This window comes from Streptomyces sp. JH14 (assembly GCF_029428675.1).
GTDB lineage: Bacteria > Actinomycetota > Actinomycetes > Streptomycetales > Streptomycetaceae > Streptomyces.
The window spans coordinates 5,480,628-5,503,192 of the sequence record NZ_JAJNEL010000001.1 but is presented as its reverse complement, the minus strand read 5'-3'; the positions used below and the strand labels follow the sequence as shown (position 1 = coordinate 5,503,192).

At 69.8% G+C, this 22,565-nt stretch carries 16 protein-coding genes; 3 read left to right on the top strand and 13 right to left on the bottom strand.

Going from position 1 to position 22,565, the window contains the following annotated elements; all coding sequences use genetic code 11:
- Positions 1-130: 130 nt before the first annotated feature.
- The 5 genes from LRD69_RS24870 to LRD69_RS24850 are packed head-to-tail and all read right to left on the bottom strand — an operon-like array spanning position 131 to position 8,359.
- A complete protein-coding gene (locus LRD69_RS24870) occupies positions 131-2,101 on the bottom strand; it encodes an ATP-dependent DNA helicase (protein WP_277328759.1) in 1,971 nt (656 codons plus the stop codon).
- A gap of 38 nt (positions 2,102-2,139) precedes the next feature.
- Positions 2,140-4,071: an IucA/IucC family siderophore biosynthesis protein gene (locus LRD69_RS24865; RefSeq protein ID WP_277328758.1), complete on the bottom strand. Its 1,932-nt coding sequence runs from the start codon at positions 4,069-4,071 to the stop codon at positions 2,140-2,142.
- Positions 4,072-4,131: 60 nt separating this feature from the next.
- Positions 4,132-5,004: a GNAT family N-acetyltransferase gene (locus LRD69_RS24860; RefSeq protein WP_277328757.1), complete on the bottom strand. Its 873-nt coding sequence runs from the start codon at positions 5,002-5,004 to the stop codon at positions 4,132-4,134.
- A gap of 45 nt (positions 5,005-5,049) precedes the next feature.
- A complete protein-coding gene (locus LRD69_RS24855) occupies positions 5,050-6,939 on the bottom strand; it encodes an IucA/IucC family protein (protein WP_277328756.1) in 1,890 nt (629 codons plus the stop codon).
- Between the two features lie 28 nt (positions 6,940-6,967).
- Positions 6,968-8,359 (bottom strand): diaminobutyrate--2-oxoglutarate transaminase family protein, encoded by a 1,392-nt coding sequence (locus LRD69_RS24850; protein WP_277328755.1) that lies wholly within the window; start codon positions 8,357-8,359, stop codon positions 6,968-6,970.
- 330 nt (positions 8,360-8,689) lie between these two features.
- On the opposite strand from LRD69_RS24850, the gene LRD69_RS24845 reads away from it, so the two are divergent.
- Positions 8,690-9,913 (top strand): hypothetical protein, encoded by a 1,224-nt coding sequence (locus LRD69_RS24845; protein WP_277328754.1) that lies wholly within the window; start codon positions 8,690-8,692, stop codon positions 9,911-9,913.
- A gap of 259 nt (positions 9,914-10,172) precedes the next feature.
- Complete coding sequence (locus LRD69_RS24840) at positions 10,173-11,345, top strand: hypothetical protein (protein WP_277328753.1); 1,173 nt, start codon at positions 10,173-10,175, stop codon at positions 11,343-11,345.
- An 84-nt stretch (positions 11,346-11,429) separates the two neighbouring features.
- On the opposite strand, the gene hflX is transcribed toward LRD69_RS24840, so the two are convergent.
- From hflX to miaA, 6 genes are all read right to left on the bottom strand, one after another.
- A complete protein-coding gene (gene hflX / locus LRD69_RS24835; RefSeq protein ID WP_277328752.1) occupies positions 11,430-12,950 on the bottom strand; it encodes a GTPase HflX in 1,521 nt (506 codons plus the stop codon).
- Positions 12,951-13,094: 144 nt separating this feature from the next.
- Positions 13,095-14,549: a M1 family metallopeptidase gene (locus LRD69_RS24830; protein WP_277328751.1), complete on the bottom strand. Its 1,455-nt coding sequence runs from the start codon at positions 14,547-14,549 to the stop codon at positions 13,095-13,097.
- 101 nt (positions 14,550-14,650) lie between these two features.
- Entirely contained in the window at positions 14,651-16,786 is a 2,136-nt protein-coding gene (locus LRD69_RS24825) for an HD domain-containing protein (RefSeq protein WP_277328750.1), read from the bottom strand.
- 140 nt (positions 16,787-16,926) lie between these two features.
- The gene (gene dapF, locus LRD69_RS24820) at positions 16,927-17,799 is read right to left on the bottom strand and encodes a diaminopimelate epimerase (RefSeq protein WP_277328749.1); all 873 of its coding nucleotides are present in this window, start codon (positions 17,797-17,799) and stop codon (positions 16,927-16,929) included.
- A gap of 124 nt (positions 17,800-17,923) precedes the next feature.
- Complete coding sequence (locus LRD69_RS24815; protein WP_277329867.1) at positions 17,924-18,361, bottom strand: hypothetical protein; 438 nt, start codon at positions 18,359-18,361, stop codon at positions 17,924-17,926.
- Positions 18,362-18,468: 107 nt separating this feature from the next.
- Positions 18,469-19,407 carry a tRNA (adenosine(37)-N6)-dimethylallyltransferase MiaA gene (gene miaA, locus LRD69_RS24810; protein ID WP_277328748.1) on the bottom strand — a complete coding sequence of 313 codons (939 nt, stop codon included), beginning with the start codon at positions 19,405-19,407 and terminating at the stop codon, positions 18,469-18,471.
- A gap of 300 nt (positions 19,408-19,707) precedes the next feature.
- Between miaA and LRD69_RS24805 the strand changes: the two genes are divergently transcribed.
- Complete coding sequence (locus LRD69_RS24805) at positions 19,708-19,944, top strand: antitoxin (protein WP_277328747.1); 237 nt, start codon at positions 19,708-19,710, stop codon at positions 19,942-19,944.
- A 97-nt stretch (positions 19,945-20,041) separates the two neighbouring features.
- Here LRD69_RS24805 and LRD69_RS24800 read toward each other — a convergent pair whose 3' ends face one another.
- On the bottom strand, positions 20,042-20,761 hold the full coding sequence (locus LRD69_RS24800) for a class III extradiol dioxygenase subunit B-like domain-containing protein (RefSeq protein ID WP_277328746.1): 720 nt from the start codon (positions 20,759-20,761) through the stop codon (positions 20,042-20,044).
- Between the two features lie 193 nt (positions 20,762-20,954).
- Positions 20,955-22,475 carry a tRNA (N6-isopentenyl adenosine(37)-C2)-methylthiotransferase MiaB gene (gene miaB / locus LRD69_RS24795; protein WP_277328745.1) on the bottom strand — a complete coding sequence of 507 codons (1,521 nt, stop codon included), beginning with the start codon at positions 22,473-22,475 and terminating at the stop codon, positions 20,955-20,957.
- Positions 22,476-22,565: the final 90 nt, after the last annotated feature.

Here is a 22,565-nt window from a genome sequence, read left to right as displayed (position 1 = left end):
CGGTTCGAACCGGGCCCCGGGATCCACTGCGCCGATCCCGGGGCCCCGCCTGTGCGTCCGAACGGCCGAATCCTCCCGGGGCCTGGTTGCCGTCACCAGAGAAGGGCACAACCCCCGGGCGGATGGGGCATCACTGCCCGTCGGCCTTGGCAGCGGCATCGATCGCCGCAAGTGAGCGACGCGCCTGGTTGCGGTCCGTCGTGTACCAGAAGTCCGGCAGCGAGGCCCGCAGGTAGCTCCCGTAGCGGGCATTGGCCAACCTCGGGTCGAGCACGGCGACCACGCCCTTGTCGCCCGTGGCCCGTACGAGACGGCCGGCGCCCTGGGCCATCAGCAGCGCAGCGTGGGTCGCTGCGACAGCCATGAACCCATTGCCGCCCGCCTCCTCCACTGCCTTCTGGCGTGCGCTCATCAGCGGGTCGTCGGGGCGGGGGAACGGGATCCGGTCCATGATCACCAGCTGGCAGCTCGCCCCGGGGACATCGACTCCCTGCCAGAGCGAGAGCGTGCCGAAGAGGCAGGTCTCGGGGTCGGCCGCGAAGTTCTTGATCAGCTCACCCAACGTCTCTTCGCCCTGCAGCAGGATCGGCTTGTCGAGCCGACCGCGCAGTTCCTCGGCGGCGGCCTGGGCGGCCCGCATCGAGGAGAACAGCCCGAGAGTGCGCCCGCCGGCGGCCTCCACCAGTTCGGCGAGCTCGTCCAGCATGTCGGTGCGGGAACCTTCCCGGCCGGGCGTGGCCAGGTGCCTGGCGACGTACAGAATGCCCTGTCTGGGGTAGTCGAAGGGCGATCCGACATCGAGGCCCTTCCACTGCGGGATGTCGTCACCCGCGGTGCCTTCGGGGGCCAGGCCCAGGGACGCCCCCACCCCGTTGAAGTCGCCACCCAGCTTGAGCGTGGCCGAGGTGAGGACGACCGAGCGCTCGGCGAACAGCTTCTCGCGCAGCAGGCCGGATACGGAGAGCGGCGCAACGCGAACGGAGGCGCCGAATCGGTCGTGGCGCTCGTACCAGACGACGTCGTACTCGGACCCCTGGGTGATCCGCTCGGCAACCCCGTGGATCGTCTCCACCGATGCGAGCGCCTGCTTGCGGACGGCGTCCTCGTCCTGCACGGATTTGTCCCGGGTGGAGCCCAGTGCCGAGATCACCGTACGCGCGGCGTCACGTAGCGCCATCAGTGCGTAGCCGAGGTCCTCGGGGACCTCTTCCAGGCGGCCGGGGAGCGCCAGCTCCATCACCCGCTCGAACCCCTCCGACGCGGTCTGCAGGGCGTCGGCGGCCTTCTCGTTGACCAGCTTCGCCGCACGGCGCACCGCCCGGTTCACCTGACCGGGGGTGAGCTCTCCGGTGGCCACTCCGGTGACCCTGGAGACCAGCTCATGGGCCTCGTCGACGATCAGCACCTCGTGCTGCGGGAGCACCGGAGCGCCCTCGATCGCGTCGATGGCGAGCAGTGCGTGATTGGTGACGACGACATCGGCGAGCTTGGCGCGCTCGCGGGCCATCTCCGCGAAGCACTCCGCGCCGTACGCACACTTGCTGGCGCCCAGGCATTCCCGGGACGAGACGGAGACCTGCCCCCAGGCCCGGTCGGAGACGCCCGGAGTGAGGTCGTCACGGTCGCCGGTCTCGGTGTCGTCGGACCAGTCGCGCAGCCGCAGCAGGTCCTGTCCGAGCTTGCTCGACGGCGCCGCCGCTTCGAACTGGTCGAAGAGCCCTTCCTCCTCTTCCTGCGGCACACCCTCGTGCAGCCGGTGCAGACAGAGATAGTTCGAACGCCCCTTGAGCATCGCGAACTGGGGTCTGCGGCGCAGCAGCGGGTGCAGCGCGTCGACCGTACGCGGAAGGTCGCGCTCCACGAGCTGACGCTGCAGTGCCAGGGTCGCCGTGGCGACCACGACCCGCTCCCCGTGTGCCAGCGCGGGCACCAGGTAGCCGAGGGACTTGCCCGTGCCTGTACCTGCCTGGACGAGCAGATGGGAGTTGTCGTCGACAGCCTCGGCTACGGCCTCGGCCATGGCGGCCTGGCCGGGCCGTTCCGTACCGCCGACGGCGGTCACGGCGGCGTGCAGGAGCTCGGGAAGGGATGGCTTTGTCATAGCCCGACCAGCCTACGGGTCACCACTGACAACGGAGATCACTCCAGGATTCGGGCGGAGGGGTGGAGGGGGTTGGGAACAGTACCGTGGACGGCTGCGTGCGGGCGTTCCGACCGATCGCGGTAACCGTCCCGATACAGCCGGTTGCGGTTCAGACAGAGGCGCTCGATGCGCGGCGTCAGCATGTCGAACATCTCGAACCTCTCCTTGAGATCGGGAAAGCGGGCGTGGTGCCGCAGAATTTCGGCCCGTACAAGTGACCAGAATTCGGCCTCCGGGACGCCCAGCTGTTCCTCGCAGAGGCGTGACAGGAAGCGGAAGACGCCGACGAAGAGTCCCGAGTGGATGAACTGGGTGAGGAAGCCGGGCTCCTCGGTGAGGAGGACGTCGCGTACGTCCTCCGGCATGGTCGTGTGCTCGGGCAGCGGCTGGGCGCTGATGTTCACATCGTCGACGAAGTCCTTGATCGCCAGCCGTACGGGCACGTCCTGGCCGTCGAAGACGATGATGGCGTTCTCCCCGTGCGGGGAGAAGACCGTTCCGTACTGGTAGAGGAAGTGCAGCAGGGGCGGGAGCAGCGCGGCGAAGAGCCGGGTCAGCCAAGCAGTGGGGGTCAGACCCGAACGGGTCACGAGTTCGGCGGTGAAGCCGCGGCCCTGCGGATCCGTGTGGAGCAGCGAGGCGAGGGTACGGGCACGCTCACCGGGCGCGAGCCGGGGTTCGAGCGGCTCGCGCCAGATCGCGCCGAGGATCTCCTTGAACTGGTAGGGCGTCTCGGGGAGATGGTTGTACAGGGGGTGCTCGACGGTTACGGAGGCCACTTCGCCGAGCAGGATGACGCCGCAGGTGTCGCGCAGAAACGGGTCGCGGTCGCGCAGGCCCTGGACCCAGGTGGTGACCGCCGGAGCCGCGAAGGTGCGCTCGGTCGGGAGACCCCGCCAGACCAGGGTGTTGAGGATCGACAGCGGCAGCTTGACGGTGCGCCGCTCGGGCCGTCCCAGGTTGGTGAACGTACGGATGGACTGCTGAGGCAACCGGAGATCACCGTCGGTGTGCAGCGCAACGATGTCGCCGGCCGCGATGGCCGGCGCGAACAGCGGAACGATCCATTCGTCCCACTGCCAGGGGTGCACGGGAAGAAAGAGGTAGGCACCGGGATCGAGATCGCGGGCGCGGAGCTCGGCGGCGAAGGATGCGCGGACGGGGGCGTCGAGTTCCTGTGCATAGAGCTGCTCGGGTGTGTCGAGGCCGGTCACACCGCGGTAGCCGCCGATCCGGGTGCTGACGGCGATCCACGGCAGCCTGACCGGCCGGCGGGCTTCGGGCGTGAAGCGGGAGGCGTCGGTGGCGGAGAACCCCAGGCGTCCCTTGTTCGCGACGAGCCAGGGGTGGCCGGTCTGGTGTCCTTCGAGTTCCGCGTAATCGAGCTCGGCGAGTTGCGCGGCAGTGAACGCGGTGTGATCGAGCCGGGCATCCGCGACAAGCGTCGTGGTGATCTCGCGGATGAGGTGGCCGAGGGTCGCACCGTCGAGACGGAGCAGGTGCCGGGCCCGGGCGAGGAACTGCAGCGGATCACGGAAAGGAGCGGTCCGGGCGCTGTCTTCCTGGGGGGTCCGCGCAGGGGGGTTACGGTCCTGGGCGGTCCGTGCAGAGGTGTGCTGGTCCTGGGCGGTCCGCGCGGGGACGTTCCCCTCGGTGACGCGCATCGAGTCGGGGGCGATGTGCCAGCTGCCGTAGACACCGCGTCCGGCGCGGAAGCTCAGCGTTTCCCCGTCGTCGAGCGCCAGGGTGTAGGTGTCGCTCCCGCCGGGTCGGAGGGCCGGCTCGATGACTTCCTCGTACGCAAACTCGCCGAGCATTTTCGCGAGCAGCCGGGTGGCCGCCCGGTCCCACACCGTCCGGTCCAGCTCCGGGGTGCTGAGCAGCTCGGGCGACTCCACTGATTCATGGTTCGCGGGATATTGCGGCACGGGGACTCCTCGGGACGGAACCGATGGGGTACGAGCGGTGTACGTAATGCAGCAGGTCGTTCACAGCTGGGCTCGGTGGGCTCGGTCGCGGATCATCAGAGCGGCTTGCTTGTCGGGGAGTTCGACTTCCGCGGAAAGCCGGAAGCCGGCGCTCAGAAAGGCGGAGACGGAGGGGGTGTTGCGCAGATCAGGTTCCGCAATGACGCGGGCGCACTGCCGACGGTTGTCGAGTACGAGGTCGGAGACGGCCCGGAGCAGAGTGGTGCCGACGCCGCGTCCGCGGTCGGTCACTTCGCCGACGAGGAGGTGGACTCCGGTGTCATTCGGTCGGGCAGGGTAGTGACGCGCCAGCGGGTCGAGGTCTGCGCGGTAGATCTCCCAGTAGCTCATGGGAACGCCGGACAGCACGCCCAGGCAGGGAACGCTGCGTCCGTCGCCTTCAAGTTGGGGGCGCAGGTGGGCGGCGGTGACGGCTTCCGCACCGGCGAGCTCCCAGAACGCGGCGACTGCAGGGTCGTTCATCCAGCGGCTGATCACCGCCAGGTCGCGTTCCAGGCGTACAGGGACCAGCTGAAACACTCCGGCCGGTGTGGTGACCGGCCCCCACTCGGCCGGTCTGTCGAGCAGGTCGGGATTTTCCAGCATGCCCATGGCGCCACGCGTGCCCGGGCTCGGGCGCGCGCCTGTGGGCGTGCCTGCGCTCACATCCTCCCCCTCGGTCAGCCCGGATCCGTCCCGGGCAAGGTCCCCCTCCGGAGTCAGGGGTCCGTTGAGCTGCGGGGCGGATGACGGCGTTGCCGTTGCCGGTGTGTCTTCCCCGAACAGGGCGAGGAATTCGTCGGGGAGCTGCAGGTCCAGGGTGTCCTCGGCACCCGTGCCGGATGGGGAGGCAGGGCCGGTTCCGGCGCCGGGGTGCTCATCGGCGGGAGGCACGGTGTCGCCTCTCCTTTCGGCAGTTCAGGCGGTGGTCGTGTTCCTTCAGGCGAAAAGGGGGTTGGCGATGGTGACATAGACGGACTGGGTGTCGACCGGCCCGACGAGTTCGTCGAGGCCGTGCAGCCGGGTCAGCAGGTTGGCCTTGCAGCGCAGATGTGGGCTCTCCAGCAAGTGCGCGGGGAAAGGGGAGCCGAGGCCTGAGGCTGCGCCGAGGAAGCGGCGGAGTGCGGCGATCAGCACCTGCTCATCGGCGAGCTGTTGGGCGCCGAAGGCTCCGATCAGACCGAAGAGATTGTTGATGCCCAGGTAGTAGGCGAAGCGTTCGTCGGTGACCGAGTCGGAGACGAATGTGTCACTGAGCATTCCGATGCCGGGGAGTCTGCGCTCCAGGTCCGCACGGTGGGACTCGCGGAAGTAGTAGCCCTGGTTGTCCCGGTAGCGGCCGCCGACGGGCCAGCCGTCGGCGTCGAGCAGCACCAGCGTGTTCTGCTGGTGGGCTTCGAGGGCGACGCCTGCTGTGGCATCGAGCCAGAGCACGGGGCGTACGACACGGTCGAGATAGCGCAGGAACCACTCGGCGGCAACGGCTCCCTTGGTCCTGCCCGTGGCAGCGGCGAGACGCAGGATGACATCGGCGAGACGCGAGTGCATGCCCGGCCGGCCGGGCCAGGGGCGCGGGGCCGTGAGGCCGGCGATGCACACCGCGTCGTCGAGCGGGTGGAAGGGATTGTGGCGGAGCATGACGTCGAGTCCGGGGACGGGCACGCCCTCCGGAGCGTCGACGGCGAGCCAGGCAGGGTCGCGGACGATGTCGAAGCCGGGGTGGACGGCGTGCCACTGCGTGGCAAGTCCGCTGCGGAGCAGCCGGTGGACCTCCACCCCACGGTGGAGTTCCTTACGGAGGTTCTCACGACGGGAGTTGGTGATGCGTACGCCGAGAGAGAGCTTGAGCATGACGTCGGCACCGGGCTGATGAACGGTCCGGACGGAGGACGTGGGGTGCCAGTGCTTGCCGTGCGGCCCCAGGTCGTGGAGGAGGTTCTGATCGAGCAGGGCGGCAACTTCGGGCCGGTGGCTCAGTTCGCGTGCCTGCCAGGGGTGGAGCGGAATCGGTGCGGTGTTCCGGGGCAGGCGCAGCCCCTCCGCGTGCCGCGCGACCAGATCCTCGGCCGGTACGGACCGCCCGCCTTCCGTCCAGGAGGACTCCGTGGCCAGCACGGACCGGTCGACGGCCATCCAGTGCAAGGGGAAGGAGCCGTGCAACTCGGGTGAGTAGAGGAGGGATTCGGATTCGGAGAGGCCCTCGCGGCTCTTGGGCGTCGGATGCAGGGGGTGTCCGAGCAGCAATGACTGCTCGGCAGTGAGAAAGAGGTCTGCCTCGGCAGCAGCGGTGGGCGTACGGCGCCGCTCGGCGATGAACCCGGCTGTGCGGCGTACCGAGTCGGCGACCCTGGCCACCATGTCGGCGCCTTCGTTGCGGTCCGCCTCCCGGCCCAGCAGGGCCGCAACGGTGACGGCATCGGTGGTGGGCGCGCTGTCGGGTGCGTCCTCCAGGGCGGGCGGTCCGAAGCGGTGCCATCCCGTGACGGACCAGTAGACGACGGGGACGAGCAGGGCGGTGCCGCTGGCGGGCAGCGGGATCCGGAGGGTGTCCCGGTCCGGTCGGGGCAGGTCGTTCTCCCGGACCCAGCAGCGCAGCAGGTTCTCGACACCTGCGGTGTCTGCTGCGACGAGTGGGTCCGGGTGGTCGAGCAGATCGGCTGTTCCTGTGCCCGTCGATGGTGCCTGGGGGTTGCGCCAGGTGCCTCGGAGCGCGGCCTTCTGACGCGGCACGATCGTCTGCTCGACTGCGAGTCGGCCGACGAGCCCGGCCTGTCCTCGCTGCTGGCCGGCGGGAGGCCCGTCGGCCTCGGGCGCGGGGGTGGGGTTCACGGCGGTCTTCCTTGTGAGGTGTCCGGGGTCAGCGGGCCGACCCGGTCGTGGTTCGGCGGTCCGGCGAGCGCTCGGCAGCTGCCAGGGCGTCGGCGAGGCGGTCGATGACCGCTGTTGCCTGTTCGTCGGTGAGCGTGAGGGGTGGGAGGAGGCGCACGACGGTGGAGTGGCGACCGCCGAGTTCGACGATGAGGCCGCGGCGCAGGCATTCCTGCTGCACTGCGGAGGCGAGGACGGGATCGGGCGGCGCCTCGGAGCCGGCTCCGGTGGCGGCGGCGTGCGCACGGGCCTCGGGGTCGACGAGTTCCACTCCGATCATCAGGCCCCGCCCGCGGACGTCGCCGATGCACGGATGGTCGATGGCCAGGGCCTGGAGGCGGGCGAGCATGCGGGCGCCGAGCGTCGCAGCCCGCTCGGCGAGCCGGTTCTCACGCACGTACGCGAGCGTGGCCGTGCCGGCCGCCATCGCGAGTTGGTTGCCGCGGAATGTACCGGCGTGTGCCCCCGGCTGCCAGGTGTCGAGTTCGGAGCGATAGACGATCACAGCGAGCGGAAGGGAGCCCCCGATGGCCTTGGAGAGCACCATCACATCGGGGACGATCCCGCTGTGCTCGACCGCCCAGAAGGCGCCCGTGCGCCCGACACCGGTCTGGACCTCGTCGGCGATCAGCGGGATGGAGCGGGCCGTGGTGATCTCGCGCATCCGGCGCATCCAGCTGTCGGGAGCGGGGTTCACGCCGCCTTCCCCCTGCACCGGCTCCAGGATCATTCCGGCCGGCGCGGGTGCTCCGCCCTTGGGGTCGTCGAGGAGGTTCTCGGTCCACCGCGCGGCGATCTCCGCCCCGCGCTCGCCTCCGATACCGAACGGGCAACGGTAGTTCTGCGGGAAGGGCAGCCGGGTCACTCGGACGTCCTCGGCGCCGCCGGAGGCCGCGAGGGCTCCTGCCGTCATGCCGTGGTACGCCCCGGTGAAGGCCAGGAGTCCGCTGCGCCCCGTCGCGGCGCGGACCAGTTTGAAGGCCGCTTCGACTGCGTCCGTGCCGGCCGGTCCGCAGAACTGGATCCGGGCGTTGTCGGCGAACTGCCGCGGGAGTGTGGCAAAAAGCTCCGTGGTGAAGGCGTCCTTGACCGGGGTTGCCAGGTCGAGCACATGCAGCGGCGCACCGGAGTCGATGACCTTCTTGATCGCTTCCAGTACCACGGGGTGGTTGTGACCGAGGGCCAGCGTGCCCGCTCCGGAGAGACAGTCGAGATAGCGTCGTCCGTCCGCGCCTTCGATGGTCAGCCCTCGGGCCCGAACCGGCACGATCGGCAGTGACCGCGCGTAAGTACGGGCCGCCGACTCGCGCAGCGCCTGTCGGCGGAGGATTCCCTCATGCGCCGCGGGTGGTGCCAATGGTGCTGGTTCGGTCACGGCCACGGCTGTTGGTCCTCCTGCTGTAACAGTTGCGCTGCGCGTCAGTACGTTTCCGCAAGGACGGACCGCTGGGATGAACGCTGTCCGCATGTCCCTCGTACGTACCAACGACGCCGGGCGCAGAGGATCACGGGTAAATCTGAAGATCCCTGCGGGGCCGGAACCGTGGCCCTGCCGCGCACCGTCCCCACCGGCACCGGCATAGTGGGGGACCGTGCTGGAGCTTCGGCCAACACCGCCGGAGTTCCCGGTCCGTTGGCGTCGAAGTGTTCAGAGCCGAGTCCGACTGCAGTACAGAAGCGTTGAGTTACGAAGTCCCAGGGGGATCACCACATGCGAGTCATTCGACCAGTTCTCACGGCGCGTCGGGGTAGGAATGCGCGCCGCGCGCCCTCCGCCGTATTCACCGTCGCCGCGGTCACGGCCGTTCTCGCGCTCACCGCAACCGCCTGTGGGCCGAGCGAGGACAAGGCCGATGCCAAGCCGAGCAGCTCCGCCGCCCCGACCTCGGACGGCAAGATCACCATTCCGGACGATCTGAAGGACCGGCTCAAGGAACACGGGATCGACCTCGACCAGTGGAAGAACGGCGAGTGGAAGAACTGGGACAAGGACAAGTGGCTGCGTGAGGCCCAGGACTTCGTCAACCCGATCATCGAGGGCCTCTGGGACCCGGACCGCATGCGCGATGCGGACAAGGCACCCGAGCAGCCGGTCGACAACGACATCTCCGGCGATGCGGGTGTGACGGACCCGACGCCCGTGCCGGTGCGGGCTTCGCATGTGCGGACTCCGTTCCACGACAGCGCGGCGGAGTCCGGAAAGCTCTTCTTCGACGGTCCCGAAGGCTCCATGGTCTGCTCCGCAACCGTGGTGAAGGACCCGGCGAACCCCGGACGGTCCAACATGGTGTGGACTGCGGGGCACTGTGTGCACGCGGGCAAGAACGGCGGCTGGTACCGCAACATCGCCTTCGTGCCGTCCTACAACAACAGCGGCCTGTCGCTCGCGGAGCTACGGAACGCGCCCAAGGAGAAGGTCGCCCCCTACGGCGTGTGGTGGGGCCAGTGGGCGCAGACGTCCGACCAGTGGATCGCCGAGGGCGGACCCACCGGTGGCCAGGGCGCTCCGTACGACTTCGCGGTGCTGCGTGTCGCCCCTGAGAAGGGGGCGACCGGGAAGTCGCTGGAGGAGACGGTCGGTTCGGCGCTGCCCGTCGACTTCAATGCTCCGGCCGTGCCCGAGATCGGCAGCATGACGGCGACCGGATTCCCGGCCGCTCCGCCGTACGACGGCCAGCAGTTGCTGCAGTGCAAGGACAAGCCGGGCCGGCTCTCGCTCACCAAGGAGGACCCGACGATGTACCGCGTCGGGTGCAGCATGACCGGTGGCGCCTCCGGTGGCGGCTGGGTCGCGACGGGTCAGGACGGCAAGCCCGCCCTCGTGTCGAACACGTCCATCGGCCCGGTGACGGCCGGCTGGCTTGCCGGACCGCGCTTCGGCAAGGAGGCGAAGGGCGTCTACGACGCGGTCAGCAAGAAGTACGCCGGACAGTAGCGCGTACGAGCGGCCGCCCGGGGACTCCCGGGTGACCGCTTGTCACGGGCCTCCGGTGCGGCAGTCGGCCGCCGGAGGCCGCCGCGGGCCGGTGCGCAGTCCGGTCGGCGGGCGGCCCCCGGGCCGGGTGACCCAGCGGCAGGGGCCGGGCCCGGGACGGCAATAGGGTGGCCGTGCATCGTCGGTGGCAGCCGACCCCTGCCACCCATCACATGACACGCTCATGGCAATCATCAAAGATTTCAGGGGGAATCTCTCCATGCGATCCATACGCCCGCTGCTCGCCACGACCGGCCTCGTCGCCGCACTCGCACTGTCGGCCACGGCCTGCGGTCCGAGCGAGGACACGGCGGCCGACAAGCCGGCCGCCGCCGAGTCCGCCCAGGGCAACGACGGCAGTGGCTCCATATCCGCCGATCTGGCCGAGACACTCAGGAAGCACGGCGTCGACCCGGAGAATTGGAAGAACGGCGAGTGGAAGAACTGGGACAAGGACAAGTGGCTGCGTGAAGCCAAGGACTTCGTCAATCCCGTGATCGACGGGCTGTGGAAGCCCGAGCGGATGAAATCCGCCAAGGACCCGGCGAAGACGATGGCGGCCAGTGACTTCTCCGGTGACCGGGGTGTCTCGGACCCGGAGCCCGCGCCGGTCAAGGCTCAGCCCGAGGACCTGCCGTACCACGAGCACGCGGCCCCGGTCGGCAAGGTGTTCTTCGACTCCCCGGAGGGCTCCATGGTCTGCTCGGGAACGGTCGTCAAGGACCCGAAGAATCCGGGCAGGTCCAACCTGGTGTGGACCGCCGGACATTGTGTGCACGCCGGCGCGAAGGGCGGCTGGTACCGCAACATCGTCTTCGTCCCCGCGTACAACGACGAGGGCAAGTCCGCTGCCGCGCTGGAGAACGCCCAGCCGCAGGAGATCGCCCCGTACGGCGCGTTCTGGGCCGACTGGGCCGCGTCCTCCGGCGAGTGGATCTCCGAGGGCGGACCCACCGGCGGCGGGGGTGCGCCGTACGACTACGCGGTGCTGCACGTGAAGCCGCAGAACGGCACGAAGTCGCTCGAGGAGACCGTGGGCAACGCCCTGCCGGTCAGCTTCGACGCCCCCGAGATCTCGCAGATCGGCGCCATGGGCGCCTGGGGCTACCCGGCGGCTCCCCCGTACGACGGTCTGATCATGCACAAGTGTGTCGACCGCCCCAGCCGGCTCTCCGTCAGCCCCAGCACGCCGACGATGTACCGCATCGGCTGCACGATGACCGGCGGTTCCTCCGGTGGCGGCTGGTTCAGCGAGGGCGCCGACGGCAAGCTGGCTCTGGTGTCCAACACATCCATCGGTCCGGTGACTTCCGGCTGGCTCGCGGGCCCGCACCTGGGCCAGGGCGCGCAGGAGATCTTCACCATGATGAGCGACAGGTTCGGCGGCCGGTAGTAGGCCCCGTTCATGCCCGAAGGCCCGCCCCCTGGAATTCGCCTTGCGAGGGGGCGGGCCTTCGGTCCGTACGGTTCCGCGCGGTCAGTGTGCCGCGAGCGCGAACGCCGCGAGATCCGCGGCCAGTTCCTCGTGCACCCGGGCCTTGAGCAGCGTGCCTTCCGAGGTGTGTTCCTCGGAGATCACTTCGCCGTCGGCGTGCACCCGGGAGACAAGTCCGCCGTGGGTGTACGGAACGAGCGCCTCGATCTCGACCGACGGCCGCGGCAGCTCCCTGTCGATGAGCGCGAGCAGCTCCTCGATACCGGCACCGGTACGCGCCGAGACGGCGATGGCGTGCTTCTCGATCCGCAGCAGCCGCTGCAGGACCACCGGGTCGGCCGCGTCCGCCTTGTTGATCACCACGATCTCGGGCACGTCCAGCGCACCCACGTCGCGGATCACTTCACGCACCGCCGCGAGCTGTTCCTCGGGCACCGGGTGGGCACCGTCCACCACATGCAGGATCAGGTCGGATTCGCCGACCTCCTCCATGGTGGAGCGGAACGCCTCGACGAGATGGTGCGGCAGATGCCGCACGAACCCGACGGTGTCGGCCAGGGTGTAGATCCGGCCGGTCGGCGTCTCGGCCCGGCGCACGGTCGGGTCCAGCGTGGCGAACAGTGCGTTCTCCACGAGGACGCCTGCACCGGTCAGCCGGTTGAGCAGCGAGGACTTGCCTGCGTTGGTGTAGCCGGCGATGGCGACCGAGGGCACCTTGTTGCGCTTGCGCTCCTGCCGCTTGATCTCGCGCCCGGTCTTCATCTCCGCGATCTCCCGGCGCATCTTCGCCATCTTCTCGCGGATACGACGCCGGTCCGTCTCGATCTTGGTCTCACCGGGACCACGGGTCGCCATGCCGCCACCGCCGCTGGAACCGCCGCCACCCATCTGACGGGAGAGCGACTGACCCCAACCGCGCAGTCGCGGCAGCATGTACTGCATCTGTGCCAGCGAGACCTGCGCCTTGCCCTCTCGGGACTTGGCGTGCTGGGCGAAGATGTCGAGGATCAGCGCGGTCCGGTCGACCACCTTGACCTTGACGACGTCTTCGAGATGGATGAGCTGGCCGGGGCTGAGCTCACCGTCGCAGACGACGGTGTCGGCCCCTGATTCGAGGACGATGTCGCGCAGCTCCAGCGCCTTGCCCGAGCCGATGTACGTGGCCGGGTCGGGCTTGTCACGGCGCTGGAAGACGGCGTCGAGCACCTGGGCGCCCGCCGTCTCCGCAAGCGCTGCAAGCTCCGCGAGCGAATTCTCGGCGTCCTGCACGGTCCCCGTGGTCCAGACACCGACCAGCACCACACGCTCCAGGCGCAGCTGTCGGTACTCGACCTCGGTGACGTCCTCGAGCTCCGTGGAGAGACCCGCCACACGCCGCAGCGCCGCACGCTCGGAACGGTCGAACTGCTCGCCGTCCCGCTCTCCGTCGATCTCGTGGCTCCAGGCGACGTCCTCTTCCATCAGGGCGTCGGCCCGAAGGCTTTCGGTGAGGCTCTCGGTGACGTTCTCCGTGGCACTCTGCGCATTCCGCGCGTCCTGGGGAAGGGAAGAAGAGGAGGTCATTGGATCCTTACGTCGATAGAAGTCCGTTACGTCAGTCACAACGTGTGACGTGTCCGGAAGATTCCCCTCGGGGAGAATCTCCGGTCCGGCCGCCGTGGCAACCCGTCGATAGTGGCATGCCCCCGTCGGGCCCGTCATCCCGGTTTACCGCTGTCCGACGGGCTTCGCGGAGTGCCAGTCCGGGTGCCCGGGCATCGGAGGCGTCTTCTTCGCGTACAGCCAGCCGTCGAAGAACGCGGTCAGGTCGCGCCCCGCAATCCGCGAGGCCAGCCGGACGAAGTCGGATGTGCTCGCGGTGGAGTCCCGGTGGGTCTTCACCCAGCGGCGTTCCAGCCGGTCGAAGGCGGACTCGCCGATCTCCTGACGCAGCGCGTAGAGGACCAGTGCGCTGCCGTCGTACACCACCGGCCGGAAGATGCTGATCTTCCCGCCCGGCGACGGAGGCTTGGGACGGGCGGGCGGGCCTCCGGTGGCGCGCCATCCGTCCGACCGGGTGTACGCGTTGCGCATCCGGCGTTCCAGCGGTTGTTTGGCGTGCTCTGCGGCGTAACGGGCCTCGTACCAGCTGGCATGTCCTTCGTTCAGCCAGAGATCGGACCAGGCCTGCGGGGAGACGCTGTCGCCGAACCAGTGATGCGCCAGCTCGTGCACCATGATCGATTCGAGGTACCACGCGGGGTACCCGCCGGAGGTGAAGAGGGACCGTTCGAAGAGCGTGAGCGTCTGGGTCTCGAGCTCGAAGCCGGTCTTCGTGTCGGCGATCAGCAGTCCGTACGTCTCGAAGGGGTACCTCCCGACCTGCCGCTCCATCCACTCCAACTGTCCCGGCGTCTTCTTCAGCCAGCGTTCGAGCCGCTTGGCGTCGGCGGCGGGCACCACGTCGCGGACCGGCAGCCGGTGGGGTCCGGTCCGCCGCACGACGGCGGAGCGCCCGATGGAGACCTGGGCCAGCTCGGTGGCCATGGGGTGTTCGGTCCGGTACGTCCAGGTGGTCGAGGAGCCGTGCCGCACCGTGCCGGCAGGCAGTCCGTTGGCGACCACCGTCAGGTCCTTGGGCGCCGTGACCCGAAAGGTGAAGTACGCCTTGTCGGCGGGGTGGTCGTTGCTGGGGAAGACCTGGTGCGCGGCATCGGCCTGGTTGGCCATGGCCAGCCCGTCGGAGGTGCGCAGCCAGCCTCCGCTGTTCTGGTCGCCTCTCGGGTCGCTGGTGTGCCGGACGGTGATGCGGAGCGGCACTCCGGCCGGAAGCCTGCCGATGGGCCTGACGACCAGATCCTCGCCCGCGACGGCGAAGTCGGCACGCAGACCGTTGACGTCGACGCTGCGGACGGTGCCGCGGGTGAAGTCGAGGTTGATCCGGTCCAGCGGTTCGGTGGTCCTTGCGACGATCGTGGTGACGGCGTCCAGGGGTTTGGTGTTGCTGCCGTGATAGGTGAACCCGATGTCGTACGAGAGGACGTCGTAGCCCGGGTTGCCGAGGTGTGGGAAGAGCGGGTCTCCGATGCCGAGCGGCACGGGTGCGGGCAGGGTGGCGGCAACAAGGGTGGCCGATGCGACGGCCAGCAGGGCGGCCCGCAGGCGGCGGGGGATGAACGGCATGGACTACGGCTACCAGCGACGACTGCCGGTACGGGCGCGGCGCGCGCCGCGCCACTCGAACGAGGGGCCGCCGCGGCAGCTGGGCGCTGCCCGGCTCCCGGTCAGACGGCGGCGGCCGGGTGCTGGGCGCGGCTCACGTCGTACACCCCCGGTACGTCACGCATCGCGCGCATCAGTGCGGGCAGTCCGGCGGCGTCCGGGAGCTGAAGCGTGTAGGTGTGGCGTACGCGCTGTTCACTGGGGGGTTCGACGGTGGCGGAAATGATCGCGGCGTCCGCCGTCGCGATGGCCTCCGTGAGGTCGGCGAGCAGCCGGGGCCGTCCGAAGGACTCGGCGACCAGAGTGACCCGGCACTCCGCCGTGTCGCCCCAGCCGACGGCGATCGGCGTTCGGCCGGCGGACTGCATCCGGGCCACTGCGGGACACTCCTCCCGGTGCACGGTGACGGCGCCGCCGCGCACGGTGAATCCGGTGACGGCATCGGGCGGTACGGGGGTGCAGCATCCGGCGAGCCGTACGGTGGCGGCCGGCCGGCCCGCTACGACCGTCGCCCGGGGGCCCGCGGACCGGTTGCCTCCGGGGCGTGCAGGGTTCATGGCCTGTGGCCCGGGCCTGCTGCCCGCAGGCCGGCTGCTGGAGGGCCGCTGGGCGTCCTCCGGGTGGGCTCCGAGCCAGCCGGTGATCGCGATGCGCGCCGCGGGCGTCCGGGCATGGTCGAGCCAGTCGGGCGAGGGGCCCGATGCCGCGTCCTCGGCGAGCAGCAGCTGCACCGTGTCTCCGTCGCTGAGCACGGTGGAGAGCGTGGCGAGCCGGCCGTTGACCCGGGCCCCGATACAGCTGTGCGCATCGTTGCCGTACTGGGCATAGGCGGCGTCGACGCAGCTGGCTCCGGCGGGGAGCCCGAGCGTGCCTCCGTCGGTGCGGAACACCGTGATCTCGCGGTCCTCGGCGAGGTCGGCGCGGAGGGTGGTCCAGAAGGTGTCCGGGTCGGGGGCCGCCTGTTGCCACGCCAGGAGCCGGGACAGCCATCCGGGCCGGGTCGGGTCGGCGCGCTCGCCGTCCGCGGGTTCGGTCATCGACGCCGAGGCGCTGTCCGCGGTGCCGGGATTGCCGAGCGCGATGACGCCCGCTTCGGCGACCTTGTGCATCTGATGCGTCCGGATGAGAACCTCCGCGACCGCGCCGTCCGCCCCGACCACCGCGGTGTGCAGCGACTGGTACAGGTTGAACTTGGGCGCCGCGATGAAGTCCTTGAACTCGGAGATCACCGGGGTGAAACACGTGTGGAGTTCGCCTAGGACGGCATAGCAGTCGGCGTCCTCGCCCACGAGCACCAGCAGCCGGCCGAAGTCGGGACCGCGCAGTTCGCCGCGTTTGATCCGGACACGGTGCACGGACACGTGGTGGCGTGGCCTGATCAGGACTTCCGCGGGGATGCCGGCATCCCGCAGCACGGCTCTGACGTTCTCGGCGATGACGGAGAGGGGATCCCCTGAAGCGGCCGACCCGGCCGAGGCCGCGGCGATCAGCGCCCGGGTGTGTTCGTACTCCTCAGGATGGAGGATCGCGAAGACAAGATCCTCCAGCTCGATCTTGAGGGCCTGGACCCCGAGCCGTTCGGCGAGGGGGATCAGCACATCGCGGGTGACCCTGGCGATCCTCGCCTGCTTCTCGGGGCGCATCACCCCGAGGGTGCGCATGTTGTGCAGCCGGTCGGCCAGCTTGATCGACATCACCCGGACGTCGTCCCCGGTGGCGACGAGCATCTTGCGGAAGGTCTCGGGCTCGGCCGCCGCCCCGTAGTCGACCTTCTCGAGTTTGGTGACGCCGTCGACGAGATAGCAGACCTCTTCGCCGAACTGCTCCCGTACCTGGTCGAGGGTCACCTCGGTGTCCTCGACCGTGTCATGGAGCAGGGACGCGGTCAGGGTCGTCGTCTCGGCGCCGAGTTCGGCGAGGATCAGGGTGACGGCGAGGGGATGCGTGATGTACGGCTCGCCGCTCTTGCGCATCTGCCCCCGGTGCGAGGACTCCGCCAGGAGATAGGCCTTGCGCAGGACGGTCAGGTCGGCGTCCGGATGGTGGGCCCGGTGGGCCTCTGCGACATGTCCGATCGCGTCGGGCAGCCGGTCGCGGGAGACGGGGCCGAGAGCGACGCGGCCGAGCCTGCGGAGATCGATCCGGGGACGGCCTCGTCTGCGGATGGGAGCACCTGGATTGGTGGCCTCTGCGCTCATGGGGCACCTCCGGCAACGTCGACCGGCGGTGGGGAGGTGCGGACGCGCCTCCGGGCCGGTGCTTGATGCTACCGACCCCACCACGTGGCGGAGTCCGGCTCTCGCTCAGCGTGAAACGGATCACCCATTCGAGCGAAGCTCTAGCCTTGCGCCGTTTCGAGCCAGGCCGGATCGATCACGCCTTCGGCGACGATCACGGCGGCTCCGGTCATCTCGATCTCGCCGTCCGGCTGCTCGGTGATCACCAGGGTGCCGCCGGGCAGGTCGACGGTGTACGTGACGGGAGTGCCGGTCTCCGCGGGGTCCGCGCCGTCCCTGCGGGCTGCGGCGACGGCCACGGCGCAGGCGCCGGTGCCGCAGGAACGTGTCTCGCCGGAACCGCGCTCGTGGACCCGCATCGCGACATGGCGCGGTCCGCGGTCCACCACGAACTCGATGTTGACGCCGTCGGGGTAGACGGCGGCGGGGGTGAACGGCGGTACGGAGCGCAGCTCACCGGCGTGCGCCAGGTCGTCGACGAACGCGACCGCGTGGGGGTTGCCCATGTTCACGTTCCGGGCGTCCCAGCTGCGGCCGTCCACCGTCACGGTGACGCCGGCCCCGGGGAGCAGGGCGCGCCCCATGGAGACCGTGATCTCGCCGCCCTTGGCGATGTGCACCTTCTTCACGCCGCCCCGGGTCGCGACCGCGAGGTCACCTTCCTCGACGAGCCCGGCGCGCTGCAGATAGCGGGCGAAGACCCGCACGCCATTGCCGCACATCTCGGCGACGGAGCCGTCGGCGTTGCGGTAGTCCATGAACCACTCGGCCGCGTCTGCCATGGCCTGCGCCTCGGGGTGCGCGGCGGACCGGACGACGTGCAGCAGCCCGTCACCGCCGATACCGGCCCGGCGGTCGCAGAGCCGGGCGACGACGGATGCGGGCAGGTCGGCGGCGTTGTCCGGGTCGGGAACGATCACGAAGTCGTTCTCGGTGCCGTGACCCTTGAGGAAGGCGATCTGCGAGGTGCTCACAGGGCAACTGTACGAGGGGGCACCGACAGTGGACGAAGGCGGGCCGCATGGCCGACGCCCGGACCCGTGGGAGCTCGGACGCCCAGGACCGCCGACCGGCACGGGCCACGCCGGGCTCCGCGCCTCAGCGCAGTCGGGCCACGCGCCAGACGGCCAGCGCGACCAGCACCGTGCCCACAACCACGTACAACGCGATCACGCGCCAGTCGGGGCGCTCGCCCGCACCCCTGGGTGGCAGTCCCGGCCAGGTGTATCCGACGCGACGGGCGGCCATCATGCCCCAGCCCGCGGCGCAGCAGCTGATCAGCAGACCCAGCATGGCCACGATCGCGCCGCCGTCGCCGAACTCGAAGGCGAGCGGGAAGGCGAACATCAGCGAGCCGACCGCCGCGAGTCCGATGATCGGGGCGAGCTGCCAGATCCGCAGACGGCGCGCGGGCCGCAGCTCGACCTCGACCTCGGGGGTCACCTGGAGCTCGTCGGGCCCGTCAGGGCTCAGACGTCCCGCTTCGTGCTGCGTGTCCGGTGCGTCCTGCTCTGTGTCGCGAGGGCCGGCCTCCATCGCCACGCGCCCTCCCAACTCGGACTCCACTGGTGGATCGATGCTCGATGATGGCACGCTCCTGGTCACCGAAATGACTGGCAGGGCTTCCCGATGCCATCACGTGATCAGGCTGTAACCGCCCGTTCGACCAACGCCAGAGCCTGCCGCGGGAGTTCCGCTCGGTGATCGGCGGCTCCATTCAGCCAGTGGACGCGCGGGTCCCGACGGAACCAGGAGTCCTGACGTCGCGCGAAGCGTTTGGTGGCGCGTACCGTCTCGGCGCGCGCCTCCTCCTCGGTGCACTCCCGCGCCAGCGCGGCGAGCACCTGCTGGTAGCCCAGGGCCCTGGAGGCGGTGCGCCCTTCGCGCAGCCCCTGCACCTCCAGAGCGCGCACCTCGTCCACGAGCCCGGCCTCCCACATCCGGTCGACCCGGAGGGTGATGCGTTCGTCGAGTTCGGGGCGGGCCACGTCGACCCCGATCTGAACGGCGTCGTAGACCGCCTCGCCACCCGGAAGGTTGGCGGTGAACGGCTTGCCGGTGATCTCGATGACCTCGAGCGCCCGGACGATACGGCGCCCGTTGCTCGGCAGGATGGCCCGACCCGCCTCGGGGTCCGCGGCGGCCAGCCGCTCGTGCAGCGCACCGGAGCCGTGCTCCGCCAGCTCCTGCTCCAGCGCGGCGCGTACGCCGGGGTCGGTGCCGGGGAACTCCAGTGCGTCGATGGCGCCCTTCACGTACAGCCCGGAGCCGCCGACCAGGACAGGGGTGCGGCCCTCGGAGAGCAGCCGGTCGATCTCGATGCGGGCCAGCCGCTGATATTCGGCCACGCTGGCGGTCTCGGTGACGTCCCAGATGTCCAGCAGCCGATGGGGGACGGCTCCTCGCTCGGCGAGCGTCAGTTTCGCGGTGCCGATGTCCATCCCCCGGTAGAGCTGCATGGAGTCGGCGTTGACCACTTCGCCACCGAGCTGCTGGGCAAGAAATACCCCCAGATCCGACTTTCCGGCTGCGGTGGGACCGACGACGGCGATGACCCGCGGTGCGGGAGATGGACTGCTCACTGCCCCAGTCTCGCAAACCTCCCGACCGCTTCCCGAACGAGCTACGTGACGACGCCGTGCCGGACTCGTTGGCGGTCAGGAGCCGCAGTCACGCTCGAGTGCGTGACTGCGGCTCCGCTCGGCGCGGAACTCCGCTCGCGCGAGTAAAATATGGATCACATATGGGCGTTATTTCGCGGTTTCGTCATCGCCCTCAGGGGCGGTCGAACCGGTGGCCAACGAAGCCGTGGCTGCCGTGACGGCGTCCGACCAGGCCGGAGAGACCGCCCGTTTCCAGTCCCCCAGCAGAGAAGGTGTCCGATGGGCTTCATGGACAGTCTGAAGGCCAAGCTGAGCCCGGCGAAGGACAAGGTCGGCGACTTCGCGCAGCAGCACGGGGACAAGATCGACCAAGGACTCGACAAGGCCGCTCGCACAGTCGATCAAAAGACCAAGGGCAAGTACACCGACAAGATCGAGACCGGCACACGGAAAGCCAAGGATGCGGTCGATCGGCTGTCCCACATCGGCGAAGGTGGCACGCCGCCGACTTCCTGACCTCGACACCTTTACGTGATGTCACGTCGCTGACGGCCGGGGGACGGCCCCGCCCCCCGGCCGTCAGCGACGCGCCACCGGCTCCGAGCGCAGGGCCTCAGAACCAGGTGGCGACCGTGTAACCCACGCCGTACGGGGCGTCCTCGTACAACAGGCGACCGGTCAGCCCGGCCCCCTCCGCCGCGCCCGCCAGGACCTGCCAGGGCGCTCGCCCCGCTGCCTTCAGTTCGTACGCCAGCGACTCGTCCAGCCCGCTCAGTACAGCGAGGTCCGCGGCACCGAGGGCCCGGGACGCCTCGGCGTCGAACGACGCGGCGCGCTCGTCCAGATAGCCGGGAGCCTTGACGGTGCGACAGGCACTGCCGTCACCCATGACCAGCAGAGCGACGCGTCCGGCCCTGGCCGCCAGCTCCCGCCCGGCGCTCGTGCAGCGCTCGGCCCGGAGCCTCTCCTCCACCCCGAGGCCCTCGACCGGAGCGTCGGCCCAGTCCGCCCTGGCAAGAAGCCACGCGCCGACGGCGAGCGAGGGCGGAAGGGGTCGTTCCGCCCCGTCGACGAGGTCTCCCCCGAGCCCGAGCCGTACGTCGGTGTCGACACCGAACCCCTTGAAGGAGCCCGGGGTCCCCTCGGGATACGGACCCTGCCCGTCGAGGTCCGTCGGCCCGACCACGACCAGCAGGTCGGGGCGGGCCGCGGCGAGGACGCCCAGGGAGTCGATGCACGCTGTCCTCGCGGCGTCGAGCTCGGATGCGGCACCGGCGGCGACGTCGGGAACCAGCAAAGGCGGACAGGGGCAGACAGCTGCGGCGACAAGCATGCTGGGCAGCGTACTGCGTCGGGTGTCACCCCCCGGATCGTGCCGCCGCGCTACCCCAGGACCGTACCGCCGACGCGGATCCCGTCGCCCACGAGCCCCACCGCCCGCACATCACTGTCGCCCAAGGGTCCTGCCCCGCCGGTTCCCGTCGCATTCGAGTGGTAGCGCCCGGGGGCTCCCGCCGTCCGCCGGGTCAGTCGCACCCGCAGCCGGGAGCCGACGTGGCCGGCAGCGGCGCCGGGGCACCGATGCCGGGCAGCCCCAGCATCACACCGGCCGGCTTGGCGGCCTCCGCTGCCGTGCGCTTCTCCCATGCGTCCCCGGAACGGGTCCGCCGTACGGCCAGCGGCGCACCCTCGGCAAGCAGGTGGTGCGGGGCGGCGTAGGTGATCTCGACCGTCACCACATCGCCCGGCCGCACGTCCTCGTCCGGCTTGGTGAAGTGGACCAGGCGGTTGTCGGGGGCGCGGCCGGAGAGCCGGTGAGTGGCGCCGTCCTTGCGCCCCTCGCCCTCCGCGACCATGATCTCCAGGGTCCGGCCGACCTGCTTCTTGTTCTCGTCCCAGGAGATCTCCTCCTGAAGGGCGGACAGGCGCATGTACCGCTCCTGGACGACCTCCTTCGGGATCTGGCCCTCCATGTCCGCGGCGGGGGTTCCGGGGCGCTTGGAGTACTGGAAGGTGAAGGCGTTGGCGAAGCGCGCCTGGCGGACCGCGTGCATGGTCTGCTCGAAGTCCTCCTCGGTCTCGCCGGGGAAACCCACGATGATGTCGGTGGAGATGGCGGCGTCAGGCATCGCGGCGCGCACCTTCTCGATGATGCCGAGGAAGCGCTCCTGCCGGTACGAGCGCCGCATCGCCTTCAGGATCGTGTCCGATCCCGACTGCATCGGCATGTGCAGCTGCGGCATCACGTTCGGCGTCTCGGCCATGGCCGCGATCACGTCGTCCGTGAAGTCACGGGGATGCGGCGAGGTGAAGCGGACCCGCTCCAGGCCCTCTATCGTCCCGCAGGCCCGCAGCAGCTTGGAGAACGCCTCACGGTCACCGATGTCGGAGCCGTACGCGTTCACGTTCTGTCCGAGCAGGGTGATCTCGGAGACGCCCTCGGCGACCAGTGCCTCGATCTCGGCCAGGATGTCCCCCGTGCGGCGGTCCTTCTCCTTGCCTCGCAGCGCCGGGACGATGCAGAAGGTGCAGGTGTTGTTGCAGCCGACGGAGATGGAGACCCACGCCGCATAGGCGGACTCACGACGGGTGGGAAGCGTGGAGGGGAACGCCTCGAGGGATTCGGCGATCTCGATCTGCGCCTCCTCCTGGATACGGGCTCGCTCCAGGAGCACCGGCAGCTTGCCGATGTTGTGCGTCCCGAAGACGACGTCGACCCACGGGGCACGCTGCACGATCGTGTCGCGGTCCTTCTGCGCGAGGCAGCCACCGACCGCGATCTGCATCCCGGGCCGCTTCGTCTTCATCGGGGCGAGCCGGCCGAGGTTGCCGTAGAGCTTGTTGTCGGCGTTCTCCCGCACCGCGCAGGTGTTGAAGACGACGACATCGGCATCACCGTCGGCGCCCTCGGGCGCACGTACGTAACCCGCGCCTTCCAGCAGCCCCGACAACCGCTCGGAGTCGTGGACGTTCATCTGGCACCCGTAGGTGCGCACCTCGTACGTTTTGGGAGAACTCACGGCATGGTCCTGGACGGCGCTGGTCATCCCTCAAGGGTAGGTGGTCCCCGGAGGACTCTTTCCCCACGCTGCGGACCTCCGGGAGCACGGCCTACGACCTGCTGGAGCCGGTCACCA